This is a genomic window from Micromonospora sp. NPDC049801, assembly GCF_040656575.1.
Lineage (GTDB): Bacteria > Actinomycetota > Actinomycetes > Mycobacteriales > Micromonosporaceae > Micromonospora.
The window spans coordinates 192472-208087 of the sequence record NZ_JBFAMS010000012.1; the positions used below are offsets into that span (position 1 = coordinate 192472).

At 68.7% G+C, this 15616-nt stretch carries 16 protein-coding genes; 4 read left to right on the forward strand and 12 right to left on the reverse strand.

Going from position 1 to position 15616, the window contains the following annotated elements:
* The first annotated feature begins 75 nt into the window (after nt 1-75).
* A complete protein-coding gene (locus AB0I89_RS22070) occupies nt 76-846 on the forward strand; it encodes a carbon-nitrogen hydrolase family protein (protein WP_357129717.1) in 771 nt (256 codons plus the stop codon).
* A 60-nt stretch (nt 847-906) separates the two neighbouring features.
* Here AB0I89_RS22070 and AB0I89_RS22075 read toward each other — a convergent pair whose 3' ends face one another.
* The 10 genes from AB0I89_RS22075 to AB0I89_RS22120 form a co-directional block, all read right to left on the reverse strand.
* A complete protein-coding gene (locus tag AB0I89_RS22075) occupies nt 907-1104 on the reverse strand; it encodes a hypothetical protein (protein ID WP_328654484.1) in 198 nt (65 codons plus the stop codon).
* Nucleotides 1105-1357: 253 nt separating this feature from the next.
* Complete coding sequence (locus AB0I89_RS22080) at nt 1358-2995, reverse strand: GNAT family N-acetyltransferase (RefSeq protein WP_357129720.1); 1638 nt, start codon at nt 2993-2995, stop codon at nt 1358-1360.
* A gap of 95 nt (nt 2996-3090) precedes the next feature.
* Nucleotides 3091-3960, reverse strand: a complete 870-nt coding sequence (locus AB0I89_RS22085; RefSeq protein WP_328654482.1) for a carbon-nitrogen hydrolase family protein — start codon at nt 3958-3960, stop codon at nt 3091-3093.
* A 34-nt stretch (nt 3961-3994) separates the two neighbouring features.
* Nucleotides 3995-4564, reverse strand: coding sequence for a nucleotidyltransferase family protein (locus AB0I89_RS22090; RefSeq protein ID WP_328654481.1), 570 nt, complete (start codon nt 4562-4564; stop codon nt 3995-3997).
* Between the two features lie 42 nt (nt 4565-4606).
* Nucleotides 4607-5059 (reverse strand): hypothetical protein, encoded by a 453-nt coding sequence (locus AB0I89_RS22095; protein ID WP_328654480.1) that lies wholly within the window; start codon nt 5057-5059, stop codon nt 4607-4609.
* Nucleotides 5056-6450: an MFS transporter gene (locus AB0I89_RS22100; protein WP_328654479.1), complete on the reverse strand. Its 1395-nt coding sequence runs from the start codon at nt 6448-6450 to the stop codon at nt 5056-5058. Before AB0I89_RS22100 ends, AB0I89_RS22095 begins: the two co-directional genes overlap by 4 nt.
* Complete coding sequence (locus tag AB0I89_RS22105; RefSeq protein ID WP_357129726.1) at nt 6447-7358, reverse strand: phosphotransferase; 912 nt, start codon at nt 7356-7358, stop codon at nt 6447-6449. The genes AB0I89_RS22100 and AB0I89_RS22105 overlap by 4 nt, the downstream gene beginning before the upstream one ends.
* Nucleotides 7355-7921, reverse strand: coding sequence for a kinase (locus AB0I89_RS22110; protein WP_328654477.1), 567 nt, complete (start codon nt 7919-7921; stop codon nt 7355-7357). The genes AB0I89_RS22105 and AB0I89_RS22110 overlap by 4 nt, the downstream gene beginning before the upstream one ends.
* Before the next feature lie 11 nt (nt 7922-7932).
* Nucleotides 7933-9915 carry an ABC transporter ATP-binding protein gene (locus AB0I89_RS22115; protein WP_357129729.1) on the reverse strand — a complete coding sequence of 661 codons (1983 nt, stop codon included), beginning with the start codon at nt 9913-9915 and terminating at the stop codon, nt 7933-7935.
* Between the two features lie 151 nt (nt 9916-10066).
* Nucleotides 10067-10549 carry an NUDIX hydrolase gene (locus AB0I89_RS22120; protein WP_328654475.1) on the reverse strand — a complete coding sequence of 161 codons (483 nt, stop codon included), beginning with the start codon at nt 10547-10549 and terminating at the stop codon, nt 10067-10069.
* Between the two features lie 276 nt (nt 10550-10825).
* On the opposite strand from AB0I89_RS22120, the gene AB0I89_RS22125 reads away from it, so the two are divergent.
* Both AB0I89_RS22125 and AB0I89_RS22130 read left to right on the forward strand, forming a co-directional pair.
* Nucleotides 10826-11626: a helix-turn-helix transcriptional regulator gene (locus tag AB0I89_RS22125; RefSeq protein ID WP_328654474.1), complete on the forward strand. Its 801-nt coding sequence runs from the start codon at nt 10826-10828 to the stop codon at nt 11624-11626.
* Between the two features lie 174 nt (nt 11627-11800).
* A complete protein-coding gene (locus tag AB0I89_RS22130) occupies nt 11801-12295 on the forward strand; it encodes a hypothetical protein (RefSeq protein WP_357129734.1) in 495 nt (164 codons plus the stop codon).
* Between the two features lie 433 nt (nt 12296-12728).
* On the opposite strand, the gene AB0I89_RS22135 is transcribed toward AB0I89_RS22130, so the two are convergent.
* Nucleotides 12729-13550 carry an abortive infection family protein gene (locus AB0I89_RS22135; RefSeq protein WP_357129737.1) on the reverse strand — a complete coding sequence of 274 codons (822 nt, stop codon included), beginning with the start codon at nt 13548-13550 and terminating at the stop codon, nt 12729-12731.
* A 142-nt stretch (nt 13551-13692) separates the two neighbouring features.
* Entirely contained in the window at nt 13693-14349 is a 657-nt protein-coding gene (locus AB0I89_RS22140) for a recombinase family protein (protein ID WP_357129740.1), read from the reverse strand.
* 294 nt (nt 14350-14643) lie between these two features.
* Between AB0I89_RS22140 and AB0I89_RS22145 the strand changes: the two genes are divergently transcribed.
* Nucleotides 14644-15186, forward strand: a complete 543-nt coding sequence (locus AB0I89_RS22145) for a hypothetical protein (RefSeq protein ID WP_357129743.1) — start codon at nt 14644-14646, stop codon at nt 15184-15186.
* Nucleotides 15187-15616 lie beyond the last annotated feature (430 nt).

Below are 15616 nucleotides of genomic sequence, written 5' to 3' on the forward strand. Positions count from 1 at the left end.
GTCCCGCAGCGGCGGTGCCGTCCCCACTGTCATCGCGCAAGCAGCAACGTCGTCGGACCTCGCTAGGGTTTCGGAGTGGCCGAGGTGATGCGGGTGGGGGCCTGTCAGACCCCGGAGATTCTGGGCGATGTCGGCGCGGCGGTGCAGTGCATCGAGGAGTTCGGCCGCGAAGCTGATCAGCGGGATGTGGAGTTGCTGCTGTTCCCGGAGTGCTTTCTGCAGGGCTATCTCGTGCAGGAGCAGCACCTGGACGCCCACGCTATGGATCTGCGCTCCGCGTCGTTCGCTGCGCTGCTGCGCCGTGTGGGCCGGATCGGGCAGACCCTTGTCCTCGGTGTCATCGAACGACGGGCGGGCCAGTACTTCAACTCAGCGGTCGTCGTGGCCGGCGGTGAGCTCCTCGGCGTCTACCGTAAAACCCACCTCATGCCGGGAGAATCGCTCTTTACTCCAGGTCAGGACTACCCAACCTTCGAGGTTAAAGGCGTGCTGTTCGGCATCAACATCTGCTCTGACACCCGGGTACCTGCTGCGGCCGCGGCGGTGGCGGCGCAGGGCGCACAACTGCTCCTCGTCCCAGCGCAGAACATGATGCGCCGCGCCTCCGCCCTGCATTGGAAGGACCGGCACACCCCGATCCGCGCCGCCCGGGCCCGGGAGAGCGGCATGTGGCTGGTGTCAGCTGACGTCACCGGTGAGCGTGGCGCGGACCGGATCGGCTACGGGCCGACGAACATCATCAGCCCGCAGGGCGAGGTCGTCGCGCAGGTCGCGGAGATGACGCCGGGCATGGCGACCGCCGACATCGGACGCTGTGAGCCGCCGGGTCAGGCCACGTGTGGGTGACGCTGCCGCTGACGCCGGTTGGAGCCCGAGGCGATCCCCGGGCGAACGCAGGTGGCCTATTTAGGTGATCCGCCATCCGCTGCTCCAGCAGGGGAACTTCGTCGTGAAGACGTCGACGTCGAGGTTCAGGGTGTGGGCGGCGGGTGCGAACAGCGCCGCGTACTCCGCGTCGGGGGAGAAGAGGGTCCAACGGCGCCTTCGGGCGTCGAGCACGAAAAGCAGACCCCAATGGGCAGTGTCGCTGGCGGCTAGTTCCATCAGTTGTTTCCGCAGGCTGGCGGGAACGTGGGCGTGGTCGAATCGACCATGACCGACGATCATCAGCGGGAACTGAGGTCGGCCACGGTACAAGCCGCGTAAGTTCGGCACCCCTGTCACTCCCAGTACGCTCGTGGCTGCGCGAATCGTCCACGCGCCGCGCGAATAGTCGATGCGACGATGCCCGATCCGCGTCCCATAGCCGTCAACCGAGCGGTGAAGGCATTCCGCAGTCGGGACTACCGTCATCCCCCTACGGCAATCGGGGGACCGGGACTTGGTCGAGCCGGACGGGGCCCCCGGGCAGGTGAATCAGCACATCGCTGGTGGTTTCGTCGACGCCAATCGGAGCGTCGCCGATGGCATCGAGCAGCGCCGTTAGGCGGGGGAAGGCGGTGGTCTGCCGGATGCGATCGGCGGCTCCTGCATCGCGGAACGCCTGTACGGCCATTGCGGCAAGGTTGACGGCGCCGCGCCGATACTGGACGTCGTTACGTGCCAGCAGCGGCCCGCTCAGCAGTCGATCCCGATGCTCGGGCCGGACCGGCTGGTACTCGATGAGCAGGTCAGCGCGTTGGACGGCGAAGCTGGTCTCGCCGTCACGCAGCGCCTGCCGGTTCGGCTCAGGAAGCCGCCCGATGACCGGACCTTGTCGCAGTGCCCGGACCTCTGGTACCTGCTCGATGGTCGGATCCACCAGTCTGTCGTGTTCGGGCAGTAGCAGGATGGTGTGCCCGACCAGGGTGGTGTCGTCGTACCAGCTCGGCTCGTCGGTCGCGTACCGGGTACGACCGCCGTCCGGGTCGTGGATCACCACACCGACCGGCAGGATCTCGGCGGCGATCCCGAACTGCTGGTAGGCGTACCGCAGCTGCGCACACGCGTCGATGCAAGCGTTGGCGCGCTGCCCCTCGGCCATCTTGACCCAGAGCAGGGGCAGGAACTGGATGGCGAGCAACTCCCCAGAGCCCTGCGTCAGCAGTGCCGGCAGGTGATCGTCATGCAGGGCCAGGGTGCCCGGGTCAAACGGCGTCCTGCTGCTGTGTCGTGGTGCCGGCACCCGACCGGGCCTCCGATTCGCGCCTGCCTTCTGATGCTGGACGAACGTGCGCTCACCCGGGTCGGGGCGGATCTCGGCGTGAACCCCGAGGACCACCCACGGGTCGAACCCGCTGTCACGCTCCAGCACGTCGAAGCCGTGGCTGCGGTAGAACCGCTCCAGCTCCGGGCTGTCGGCCATCTGCCCATACGTGATCATGTAGCCGCAGTGCGCGTAAATCTGCTGGCAGCGATGCAGCAACGCACTGCCGATCCCGCGGCCGCGCATCGTTTCGTCGACCGCGATCGCCTTGATCCGCACCATCCACATCACGCCAGCCATGACCAGCTGAAACAGCTGCTGACTGCCCAACCCTGCCCGCCGTTGATGCTCGACCAGCTGCTTGAGCACACCACCCGGCGGGTACGCGACCACCGCTCCGACAACGCCGCGCTGGTCGTGCTCGGCCACCAGCACCAGCGTCGCCGGCGGCAGCAGCCTCCTCGGATCCATGGCCTGCGGGCCGGTGAACTTCTCGGCCATGTATCGCATGAACGTGTCCGGACCACCGTCCAAGCCGGCCCGCAACGCGGCCCCGCCGACACCGGCGTCCACGTCGTCGACGACCTCGTCCTCGAGATGGACACCGGCCAGCGCGGTGAGCCGACGCACTGCGGCCATATCCGCGCCGCGGGCCAGCCGCACTCGCACCTGCTCGGTCACCGGCCAGCCGTCGACCAGGCGCTGCCCGGTCAGGTCGGTGACCCTGTCCGCCGAGGCGGACAGTCGTGTTGCTGGAATCGGCCGGCGAATCGGTTCCCTGCGCCGAGATCGGCTGCTGCGCTTGACCACGAGCAAGCTCCCTCCACCACAACAAACTGCCAGGAGTGACCGTACCGTCGCTATGCGACATTGTTCGATGGGTGGCGCCTGGTTCGGCGCCACTGTCACCCCTCGGTGCGGTTGTGGCTGCGCGGATCGTCCACGCGCCGTTGCCGGTAGATGGCGCCGTCGCGGGCGGTGGTGCGCCAGGGGCGGGCGTGCTGCACGGCGATGCGCAGCTCTGGGGCGTCACGGTCGAGCGTGGCGCAGACCAGGTCGGCTGTGCCATCGGGTGCGCAGCGGGCGAGCCAGCCGCCGTGAGGGCCGATAATTCCGGTGGGCATGGCGGTGCTGCATTGCGCGGGCACCGAGACGCTCACCCACTGGCTCATGGTGGCGGCGTGGCCCTGGGCGATCACGGCGAACATCGGGTCTTCGGAGAAGGTGGAGAACAGGACGCAGTCCACGCCCCTGTGCAGGTAGTCGAGGAACATCTCCGGGAAGTTGATCTCGATGCAAAGTGCCAGCCCCAGCTTGAATCCCGCGATGTCGAGGACGCTTGGTGTGAAGCCGGGGGTGTAGAAGCGGGTGATCTCCGTGTGGGAGAGGTAGCGCTTGTCGTAGCGGTCGACGATGCGTCCCTGGTCGGAGATCACGTACAGGCTGTTGTGCGGACGGTGCTCGCCGCTGAGTCGGTGATTGCTGCCCAGGATCACCCACAGGCCGAGTTCACCCGCGAGCGCGGCCGTCTTGTCCAGCTCCCGCCGTAGCATTGTCCAGTCGACGTTCCAGCCGGCGAAGTGGTCCTTGGCCTGCCCGGCGTAGCCGGACAGGGCGCCTTCGGGGAACTGCACCAAGTAGGCACCCTGCTGACGTGCGCGGCGCATGAGCGCACGGATTGCGGTGCCGTTGAGCGTGGCGTCGCAGGTGACTGGCGGTTGGGCGGCAGCGATCGTGAGAGTGGACGAGTCGTCCATTCGGCGGGCGTCGAGCATTTGGGGCGAGCCTCCTGGCGTCCATCGCGGGTGATCAGCTGAGGACTCGGACTCGGGGCCAGCGGTGGGCGGGGCGTTGCCGCGCTAGTCGTTGCGCGGACACGACCTGGCTGACTCGGGTCGGGTTGCGTTGCCAGATGCCGTCGAGAAGGTCATCGAGTCCGTGGGGTGCGCAGACAGCGATGTGCCCGCCGGCGTCGAGACGGATCGCGACGGCGGTGGCGTATTCGGGCCAGGTCGCGACCGCGTCGGCGATGCTTCGCAGCGCGGGGACGGGGTCGCCTCCGAATCGGGCGGGGTACCAGGTGTGCACGGCGGCCTGGTTCTTCGCCTCCCATGGCGGTCCGAGCCAGATCGCCGTCAGATGTTCGGTGGCGTGCTCGTCGTTGGTGCGGGTCAGGTCGGTGGGGTCGAAGAATGCCACGTCGATATCCCGAGCTTGCGAGAAGTCGAATCCGTGCCCGTAGCGTTGGTCCCACACCAGGTCCCTGAGGACACCGGCGCCGATCCAGGCGTCAGGTAGGCCCGAGTCCCGCACGGTGCGCAGCGCCCGCATCAGCGGCTGGCTCCCGCCAACCAGACCGCGTAACTCGTCATCGCGCATGCCCTCTTCACCTCCGGCAGGTCCAGGTTGATCGAGGTCGGGTCAGCTGCGGGGGTGCGGCAACCAGCTGGCCGTGGGCAGTCGTGGCTGCGTGCTGGTTTGAATGTCTCCAGGCAGCTGCGCGGCGTCTGGGTGCGGCGGGGTGCTGATGTGTTGCTGGTGGAGGCGGTGTGCGAGGTAGTCGCTCAGCGAGGTCGCGTGCGGCACGTCCGGGTCGGTGGTGGCGCCGGAAGGGGTGTAGTGGGTGTGCCGTAGCGGGGCCACGAACTCGGACGGGGGCGCGCCGGCTTGCAGACCGGTGGTGATCGCCGTGGACAGCGCCTCGGTTAGGCCGGCCAGGGTGGAGCCGTGTTTGCCGACGCGCAGCTCGACGTGAGTGAGCTGCCCGGACGAGGTGGCCGTGGTGAGGCGCCCCGTGGTGCCGTCCAGCACGAAATCAGTCGTGGTGCCGGCGTACCGGCGAGGTGCCCGCCGCTGCGGGTTGTCATCGCTCATTCTGCGTTCTCCCTGGGTGTGGTGGCGGTGGCCGTGACGGCGGTAGACAGGCCGGTGCTCGCGCTACCGGAACGACGTGCCAGTAGGCGACGTCCGCTGGGCGGGTTCGCGGCGGGGGTGTGGGGCGGGCTGTTCGGGGTGGTCTTCCATGGCAGGATCGCGGCGCTGGTGAGGGTGAGGGCGGCGGTTGCCGTGAGGGCGGTGCGGGGGCCGGTGGCGGCGGCGAGGATGCCGGCGGCTGCGATGAAGAGGGGTTGGGTGAGTTTGCTGGTGATGGACCAGGCGGTCAGGACGCGGGACAGGCAGTGCTCGCTGGTGTGGTTCATGCGGTAGGCGGCGAAGGTGGGATTGAACGTTCCCGCCATGAACAGCAGGAGTGTGTCGGCGAGGGTGATGATGATCAGGCCCGGTGTGCCGGGCGGGGCGAGGGGGATGAATCCCATCCAGAGGGTGCGGGCGACGCCGGTGGTGAGCAGGACCCTGCGGAGGCCGTATCGGGTGGTGAGGGGGCCGGCGGTGAGGGAGCCGAGGATGCCGCCGAGGCAGGGCAGTCCGAGGGCCAGGCCGTACTGCCAGGGCGCCAGGTGTAGGTCGCGGAGCATGAACACCGCGATGATGGGCGTGCTGGCCGTGATGGCGCCGCCGAAGACGACGGCGTTGACGAACAGTGCCCGCAGGCCCGCGTGGTGAAGGATGTGCCGCCATCCTTCGATGGCTTCCCGGCCCCGCCTCGGGGCGGGTTGCCGCGCAGGTGGCGGCGGTTCGGGGCTGCGCAGGCGGCGGATCCCGAGCGCGGACATCAGAAAACTCGCGGCGTCGACGGTGATGGACGCGGTAGCGCCGAGCCAGGACACGAGGACACCGCCGATGGGTGAGCCGAGGCTGTTCGCCGTCCACTGGGAGGTCTCGAATCGGCTGTTGGCGGTGACACGTTGATCGACGGTGACCAGGTGCTTCAGGTGTGCGCCGCTGGCGGCGCCGAACACGATGGTGCCGGCGGTCTGCACGACGGCGACGACGCACAACTGCTCGTACGTCAGGGCGCCTAGCGCGGCGGCGATGGGGACGCTGGCCAGGGCCGCGAAGCGCAGCAGGTCGGCGCCGATCATCACGGGCCGTTTGCGCCGGAACTCCACCCAAGGGCCCAGGGGCAGGACGATGACCGCCGAAGCGAGGCCGGAGATCACCGCGAGCAGGGAGATCTGCAGAGCCGATGAGTCCAGCAGCAGGATCGCGACCAGCGGCAGCGCGCCCGCCCCGACGGCGGATCCCAGGTGGCTGACCGAGTATGCGCCCCACAGCCGGTGGAAGTCACGGCTCAGCGGGGGAGGTGCCTGTGAGCCGTCTGCGGGGCTGCGGTGGGCCCGCGGGATGGCGGTCGTCCGGTTCATGCCCATCGCATCAGTGCCTGAACGTCGCGGCGTGCTTGGCTGAGTAGCTGTCGCAGGTACGCGAGCCGGGACGTGGTCGAGTCGCCTGCTGGCAGCACGGTGTGCAGGCGGATCTCTCTGCAGGTCAGCAGGAGCAGGTTGACGTAGTAGGCCGTCGTGATGTCGGCGGTGTGCACATGTTCGGCGATCGCGGCAGTGAGGGTGGGGCTGGCTGCGGCGCCGATGATGTGCAGTAGCGCGAGGTCGTAGCCGGGTAGGTAGCTGCCGGTGTGCTCGAAGTCGATGAGGGCGCAGTGCTCGCGGTCGAGGAGCAGGTTCGCGGGTAGGGGGTCGCCGTGTGCGGTGACCCGGTCCGGTCCGAGCTGGTCGACGAGGGTGTGTAGGGCGTGCTGGTCGGCGTCGTCGAGGAGTCCGGCGGTGTGTTCGGCGCCGATGCGGCCGTGGTAATCGACAGGTTGCGGCAGCGGCGGTGCTGGCATCCAGGCGGCGACGGTGTCGAGGGTGTCCAGGACCAGCTGTGCGGTGGCCGGGCTGACGTCGCGAGTGAGGTGGCGTTGGTCGTCCAGGCGCTGCCCAGGTAGCTGAGTCAGGACGGTCAGGCGAGCGTCGGCGTACAGGACCTGCGGCACGCGCACGGGGGGTGGCTGATCGGTGAACAGTTCGTACATGCGCAGCTCGTGTTGGCGCCGGCCTACCCAGTACGGGTCGTCGGTGGTCAACAGCTTCACGATCACCGGTCGGCCGTCGCGGCGGCCGGTGGCGACGACGGCCTTGTCGGTACGGTGCACCACCCGGCCGGTACCCACCCCTGCGGCAGCGGCACGGGCGACCAGCGCCGCGAACACGTCATCCGCCCCGTCCGCCACGAGACCGGCACTGCCTGCGCTGGACGTCTGGGGTGAAGTCATGGGACGGCCGGGAGCAGGTCGTCGTCGCGGCCGGTCAACGGCAGGCCGGCGACGGTGGCGATGCGCTCGATCGCTTGCTCCAGCATGGTGGTCTCCGGCAGGACGAGCTCGTTGGACCAGCCGAGGACGTCGCGCGGGGTATACCAGCTGCGCAGGTTTTCCGGCGACACCTCCGCCGCCAAGGGACGCGTCTCGTGGCGTCGCAAGGTCTCGGTAAGTGACACATCGAGGTAGACGAAGAGCGTTCGCCCACGGTGCGCGTCACGCAGCTCGGTGAGCATGCTCCGATAGCGGGCGGTGTGCATGATCCCTTCCAGGATCACGTGGTAGCCGTGGTCGAGGCAGAAGCGGACGTTCTGCGCGATGAGCGCGGGCGCGAGGCCGCCGGGCTTGTCGCGTTCCCTGAGCAGGATCCGACGGATATGGTCTTGGCCGACCATCGCGCAGCCGCGGCCGTGCCGGCGCCGCAACGCCGTGGCGATGGTGCTCTTCCCGGCGCTGGAATTGCCGCGGATGCTGATGAGGATCGTCTCGGAGTTGCCGGTGGGCGCCGCTTGGTCCATGACGGTTCTTCCTATCGCGAGGCGGGTCGGTGCTGTTGCGGGATGGGGCTGTCCTCGCTCGGGGTGGCGTCGTAGCCGGCGGCCTGAAGGGCGAACAGTTCGGCGTACCGGCCGCCGGTGGCGATGAGGTCGTCGTGGCTGCCGGCCTCGACGAGCCGGCCGTGGTGCAGGACGAAGATCCGGTCGGCGTGGCGGACGTTCGCGAGCCGGTGGGTGATCAGGATCGTGGTGGCCCGGCCCTTGCGGTCGCGGATGGCCTGGAACAGGGCGTCCTCGGCGCGGGGGTCGAGCGCGGAGGAGGGCTCGTCCATGATGAGCAGTTCGGCGTCGCGGAGGAAGCCGCGGGCGGCGGTGATGCGTTGCCACTGCCCGCCGGAGAGGTCCTGGCCTCGGGCGAAGGTCCGGTCGAGCAGTGTCTCGTACCCGTGGGGCAGTTCGGTGATCATGTCGTGGGCGACCGCGCGGGCGGCGGCGGACTCGATGAGGTCTTGCCGGGCATCGGTGTCAACGTTGCCGATGGCGATGTTCGTGGCCGCGGTGAACGGCCATTTGTGGTATTCCTGCGTCACTACCGCGATCCTGGCTCGCAGCCCGTCGATGTCGCACTCCGACATGGGCTGGCCGTTCCATTCGATGACGCCTTCGCTGGGGCTGCGGAGGGTGGCGATCATCGCGGCGAGGGTCGTCTTGCCCGAGCCGTTCTCCCCGACGAACGCGACGGTCTGCCCGGCGGTGATGGTCATGGTGACGTTGTCGACGGCGGGTGCGTCGCGGTCGGGGTAGCGCATGCTCACCCCGCTGACGGTCAGTTCCTGCAGCCGTTCGGGGCCCGTCGCGGACACCGGTCCGCTGCTGCCCGGGAGGTAGGCGGCGGCGCGGGTCATGAACCCGGTGTAGTCGTTGAAGTGCTGACCCTCGGTGTAGACGCGGTCGACCTGGAAGGTGACGATGGCGAGGGAACGCTGCGCGGACTGCACGGCGATCACGCACGTCGCCGCGGCGGCGAGGGGGATCTGCCCGTCGATCAGCAGCAGGCCGAGCAGGACGTACACCGCGGCGGTGGCTACTCCTCCGATCATCGCCCCGACCGAGGTGGTGGTGGTGACCCGCCGCGCCAGGACGAGCTGGATGTCGGTCTCGACCTGCATGACCCGGTCGTACTGGTCGAGCAGGAACCGGCGCAGCCCGTACGACCGCAGCTCCGGCGCGGATGCCCGCTCGGCCATCAACCGCTGCAACAGCCACAGCCGGCGCCGGCGCACCGACCCGGCCGTGTATGTCTGATACCGCAGGTGGCCCGCCCGCAGCGCCGCCCACCCGTTCGGCACCGTCGCCACCAACAACGCCACCAGCAACAGCGGGTGGATCACCACGACCGCGACCGCCACCGCCAGTACGCCGGCCAGCCCGGCGAGGAGGTTCATCGACGACTGCACCAGGCCGATCGCCGACTCGGTGCCTCGGGAGGCGCGTTCCATGTCGTCGGCGAACGCGTCGGCGTCGAACGCCTCCAGCCGCACCTGCGTGGACACCTCGAACAGGCCCCGCTCCACCTCCCGGCTCACCTGCGGCGTCAACGCGTTCTGCGCGTACCCCGTGGCGATGCCCATCCCCGCACGCAGCGCGACCGCCACCGCCAGCACGGCCAGCGCGGGCAACGCCGCCCAAACCTTGTCCGCGGTCGGCCCGCCGGCGAACAACTCCACCAACACCCGCTGCGTCGCCAACAGGCCGAAGGCCGCCATCACCCCGGCGCCGACCGTCGCTACCGCCACCACGCCCGTACGCAGCCGGTCTGCACGCCAACTGACGCCCAGAGCGGCCCAGACAAGCCGGGGGAGTTCCGCGAAGACGGTGAACACGCCCGCTTCCGCCCGGGCACGCACTCCCGTCTCCCACCATGTGGCCCGTAGCTCCGGCAAGACCGACTCCGGTCGCGCGATGCCCGGCTGGCCCGCTGTACTGGGGTTCTGTGTGGTGGTCGTCTGCGTCATGGACAAACATCCTCAAAGTTATGCAAATGGATGGCAGCGGGACGTGTGTGAGTCGGGCCGGTCGCCCGAAGGCGACCTCCCGCAGATCGGATCTTCAGCAGAGGGCTACGAGTCGAATCGTGGATGCGGCTGGCCCGTGTAGGGCCGGGGGTCAGGTGACCGGCAGCCCGTTCTCCAGGTACCTGGTGAACCCTTGGCCGCGTGCTTCCCGGGCCGCGGCGACGCGTCGGGCCAGCAGCGCCGGCAGGCGTTCATGGGCCGCCGGCTGGTCGCACCAGGACCAGCTGCGCAACTCTGTCGGCGGCAAGACGATCCGGTCCGTCTGCTCGGACGTGAGCGTGCCCGCATCGAAGACGAACATGACCCCCTCGGTGCGGCCAGGCTGCGGTGGCACCCAGTCCATGACCAGCAGCCGGCCGGGCGTCAGGGTCAGCCCGAGTTCCTCACGGCACTCCCGGACCGCCGCCTGGTAGGGCGACTCGTCGGCCTCGACGCACCCACCGGGGATCTCCCACGAGGCCTTGTATGCCGGCTCGACAAGCAGCACTCGACCGCGGGGATCGGTCAGGAGCAGCCCTGCGGCCATCCGCTTGCGAGGTAGATCGGCGGTGAAGTCACGGCGTTCGGCGGGCATGAGTCGACCGTAGGACGCCAGCCGTCCGACACGCCCGCCGCGCCGTGCCACGACATTGTCGGCAGATTCCGCTGCCGACTCCGACAAGACGGCGACATCGTCGGCCGCGCGTGACCCCTACCGGCGGCCAACGCAGCCGCTAGGCTGCCCGGCTGTCGACCAACCCCGTCCGACCCCCGACAGCCCTCAGTAACCGACCCAGGAATTGTCGGAGGCGGCGGATACGGTCTGCCCGCACCGTGACCGCATCTCGGCACCGCCAGGGGGTGGCAAACCATGGCCGACGACGAGATCACGACGGCACGGCGCGCACTCGGCCGCCACCTCGCACAGCTGCGCAAGCAAGCCAACCTCACCCAGCAGGGCCTCGCCCGGCTCGTGCAGTACGGCCGCAGCTCCGTCGCCAACACCGAGACCGGCCGCCAATACCCCGAGCGCGAGTTCTGGGCACGCTGCGACACCGCCCTGCACACCAACGGCACCCTCACCCAGGAATACGACCGCCTCACCAGGCGAATCCAGCGGCACCAACCACAGCCACCGTCGGTCCCGTCGGCGAAGAACCCGCACCGGCCGCAGCCCGCCGCCAGCACCGATTCCAGTGCTGACGAATCGGCTCTCTGGGAAGACGAGAACAGCATCAACGCCCGCCGAGCCGCGCTGAAGTCCTGCAACGACGAAGACACCCGACTCAGCTACCTCGAAGACGAGGTCCGAAAGGCGATCGCCGACAACGAACGCCTCCCGCCAGCAGTCCGCCTGGCGCGCTTGCGGCCGTTGCGTACCTGTGTGGATGAGCTCATGGCCGGGCAGCAGCACCCACCACAACGCGCCCGGCTCTACACCCTCGCCGTCCACCTGTCCGGGCTGCTCGGCGCCCTCGCCCTGGACCTGGGTGCGATCCGGGTTGCGCACGCCTACGCCGCCGAAGCCTTCGACCTCGCCGAAGCCGCTCAGCAACCTGAGGTGCGGGCAACACTGATCGCACTACGCCGAAAACATCCCGCCTTATCGATGGACGGCCGGGCCGCGGCTTACCCGCGCGATGATGCGTCGGGGGCCGGCGGTGCCGGCTAAGCACCGAGTCGGAGGAGGGCAGATAGACCCGGCCGTACGAGAACTCGGAATTGTGGGAAGGTAGGCCATATGGGCTTCTTCGACCGCCAGGTAGCGGCATCGGACGTCGAGCCAGAACCGATCAGACAGCCCCGTCCCGCCTGGATGAAACCCGAGGCGGTGATCCCCGGTGTCGTGGCCGAAAGCCACGTGCTGGTCCACACCGATCGCGTCGCGGTCGCGATCAGCGGTCTGCTCGCCTACCCCGCAGGCTTCGAGTTCAGCGTGACCGCGGTGCTACGTGCGCCGGACCGACGGGCTGATCTATTGCACCACCACCGGATCGGGTACTGGGCCGGGCAGACCGTGCCAGCGGATTTCCTCCGGGTGGGTGTGCAGTTCGCCGACGGGAGCACCGTCACCAACATGGATCGACGCTCGCCCACGCCGCTGGATGCCGAGCCACCTGGCCGGTTGTTGTTTCCGGGCAACGCTGAGTCGGACGCCCGGCGGCACGAGGCGCACTACTGGGTTTGGCCACTACCGCCGTCCGGGCCCGTCACCTTCGTCTGCGAGTGGCCGGCGTACGACATGCCCGAGTCGCGGCTGGAGGTCGACGGCCAGGTGATCCTCGACGCCGCCGCGCGGGCGGTACGGCTCTGGCCCGACACCGACGAGACGACCGACTAACCACGCTCGGACCCGCCCGCACCGCTCAGGCACCCGGAGGTTGCTGCGGTCTGGGCAAGGTCATGCCTCTGCTGTCACCTTCCGCCGGTGTCCGCAGGTCAGCCGGCCCACCATCACCATGGCCGACGGGGAGACCCGGCGGATGGAGTGGCCGACGACCGGTGGTGACGGCGAAGGCCGCCGGGCTGGGTCCGCCGCCACGGCTTCTCCAGATTCCCTGGCTGAGCTGGTTGGCGCCGAACAGGCCGGCCGGTGTGGCGAGCAGCAGGGCCGCCCAGAGGCCGGCGTCGTCGGCCCGCAGCGCGTGGCCGAGCCAACGATCAGGACCAGCGGAAACATCAGCCCACCGGCCATCGCGAGCAGTTCGGGATGTTGAACGACGTGTGATCTTCAGTGGATGCGACATCGATCTTCAGTGCCTTTCCGGTGGAGATCACGTCAGTTCCTTGCGCCAGGGAGCCTTGGGGTCCGCGAGCGTGTCGAGCATGAGCTGGCACCAGGTGAACGCGGCGTTCACGGCGAGGTGAGCGTGGCGGGGGCCGAGGCCGACTGGAGCGGTGGCGGGACCGTGGCCGGTGCCGTAGCCGCGGTTGCGGAGTTCGGCCAGTCCGATGGCGATGCCTGAGACGGAGCCGAGGATCTTCTTGATCGCGTCGCTGCCGTCCGGGCCGGGTGCCTTGGAGGACGGGTGGAGGCCGAGGGCTTGCTGGGCGCTTCGGACGAGCGCAGGGAGGTCGTCCTTGTCGTCGACCGGCTGGCCGCGTTCCTTGAGTACGACTTTCGCCGTGCTCTCGATGAGTTCCTTGGCGCTGCCTACGGCGAGGGCAGGGTCGTCCAGGACGGCGTGCTGGATGCGGGTGAGTTGCTGGCGGATCGCCGACGCGTCGGTGATGTTCTGCAGGGAGGAAGGGGCGAAGCGTGGTCCGCCGGAAGCGATGTGGCCTGTTTGCTCATCGACGGTGTAGCCGTCACGGCGCAGGGAGTTGAGGAGCTTGCTCGTGTACTGCGGCTCGAAACCCTGGATGAGGCGCTCGAAGACTCGCAGCGCCCGGCTGACCTGGTTGATGTCGCCCCAGTCGATGGCTTCGAGGTACTCCTGCGTCGTGACACGCCGAACGCTGCTGTCTTCGTACGTGCTGTCGGGGTTCGGTGCGAAGAGTTCGTCCTGGAAGGCTGCGCCGATCGCGCCGACGGTGCTTCCGGTCATGAGGTCACGGAAGAGCCCGCGGGTGGTCCGGCTGACGAGGTCGCTCACGCAGCGCCACCCCTACTGTCCGCGAGCGCGTTGGCGTCGACGAGGCGCTCAGTCGGGTGAAGGCGCTCGCGGCCGATACCACCGTGGCCGGCGGTGGCCATTGAGGAGCGTTCGTGCCTGCGCCGTGCGAGGAGCGGACAGGTCATGCGGTCAGCTCCATGCGGGCCCGGCCGGCGGCACGTAGCTCGCGTAGGTCGGGAATGTGGTTGTAGAGGGTGCCGGGGCTGACGCCGAGCAGCCGGGCGATGGACGCGACGCTGGCGTCGGGGTTGGGTAGCAGGTCGCGGGCGGAGCGGATCAGCTCGGCGTTGATGACGGTGGGTCGGCCGCCGCCGCGCCCTCGGGCGCGGGCGGCGGCGAGGCCTTCGCGGGTGCCGGAGACGATGAGTTCGCGGATGAACTCGGCGAGGGCGGCGAAGACGTGGAAGACGAGCCGGCCGCCGGGGGTGGTGGTGTCGAGGTTTTCGTAGAGCGAGGTGAAGCCGACGTCGCGGCCGCGCAGGTCGGTCACGGTGGCGATCAGGTCTTGCACGGACCGGCCGAGGCGGTCGAGGGCGGGGACGACGAGGGTGTCGCCGGGGGCCATGAACGCGAGGCAGGCGGTGAGCTCGGGCCGGTCGGCGTCCTTGCCGGACTGCGTCTCGGAGAAGATGCGGCGGCAGCCGGCGGCGCGCAGCGCGTCGAGTTGCCGTTCGAGTTTCTGCCCGCCGGTGGAGACCCGCGCGTAGCCGATGCGGATCTCGGTGGGATGCGCTGGCGCCGGGGCGAGCAGCTCGGTCGGGTCGAGAGCGTCTGACACCTGTTCATGGTGTCAGAAAAGGGTGCCTAGTGGGTTGTTGAACCCGCCGGTTTTTGACGGAGTTTTTGACGCCTCGGAGGGGTACCGCGAGGCGTCTGACCGTGGTCGTCAGAAAACGATGGTTTTTTGACGGTGCGCAGAGCGCAGGCCTACACCCCTAGCATCCACAGCAAAGAGCAAATAGACCGTCTTTTGCATGCCGACGACAATAGACACCTGCGGTACTTGCCAAACCTGATGTTCGATGCTGGACTAGTGTCAACAGTTCGGCGGTGCAGATAGATCGGAGGCTAGGTGGGTATTCGGCTTAAGCTCGGTGGCTACGAGACTGTCCAAGGCGACCCGCTCGGGAGGGCGTTCATCGGCTACTTCCCGCGCATGACCGAAGACGAGGCATGGGAGGCAGGCCGGGGCGTCTGGAAGATGAACCGCGAGAAGGCCAGCCGTCAACGATTCGCTTTCATCGTCGGGGAAGGCGTCGTTCGCGCGGTCGCCGAGATCACCGGCTACCACGAGCACTCCACGGAGACCGGCGTACGCGGCGAGCTCATCGGCCAGCCCTTGCCCGCCGGCCACCCCGTGCGCGAGGCGTACCTCGGCCAACCCGACCCGGTCGCCAACGGCTCGCAGAACCCCGTGGGCTACTGCGACCTGCCCGAAGAACAGACCTACCTGATGCGCCCCTGCGCCTGCAGCTGCGGCGAGGACACCGACCGGGACTTCCTGCCCGGCCACGACGTCCGTGCGCTCCAGCAGCGTGTCCGCGACCACTTCGGCGGGTCCCCGCTCAAGCTCATCCAGTTCATCGACCAGAACGTCACCGCCGCGGCGGCCTGACCACCACGAAGCCCTCGTTCGCCTTCTTCAGTCAGGAGGCAAACGAGGGCTTCGTGCTTCCGCAAGGCCCACAGCCCCAGGATCAGGGGAGGCATCCCACATGCCGGAACCACGGAAAACCGTCAAGCGGATCTCCGGCGATCACGCGCATGTGTCGCTCCTCAGGCCTCAAACGGGTGCACTACGTACTTGACCAACGAGGGGGGTGGCTCGCCCAGTTGAGGGCGGCCAGTTCGCCGCCAGCGAGGAGATCGTAAGAAGACCTGAGTCTCTGCCAGCACCGCTACGTTCTCCGGCGTGGGCATCCCGGGACTGGTGCCTGTTGACCAGTAGGCGAACTCGGACTTGGCCCGCGGCGAGTCCGCTGGTCCCATACCTGGATCTGTTCCGGTCATGACCGCTGCGGCGTTCTTTCCGTACGGCCCGAACG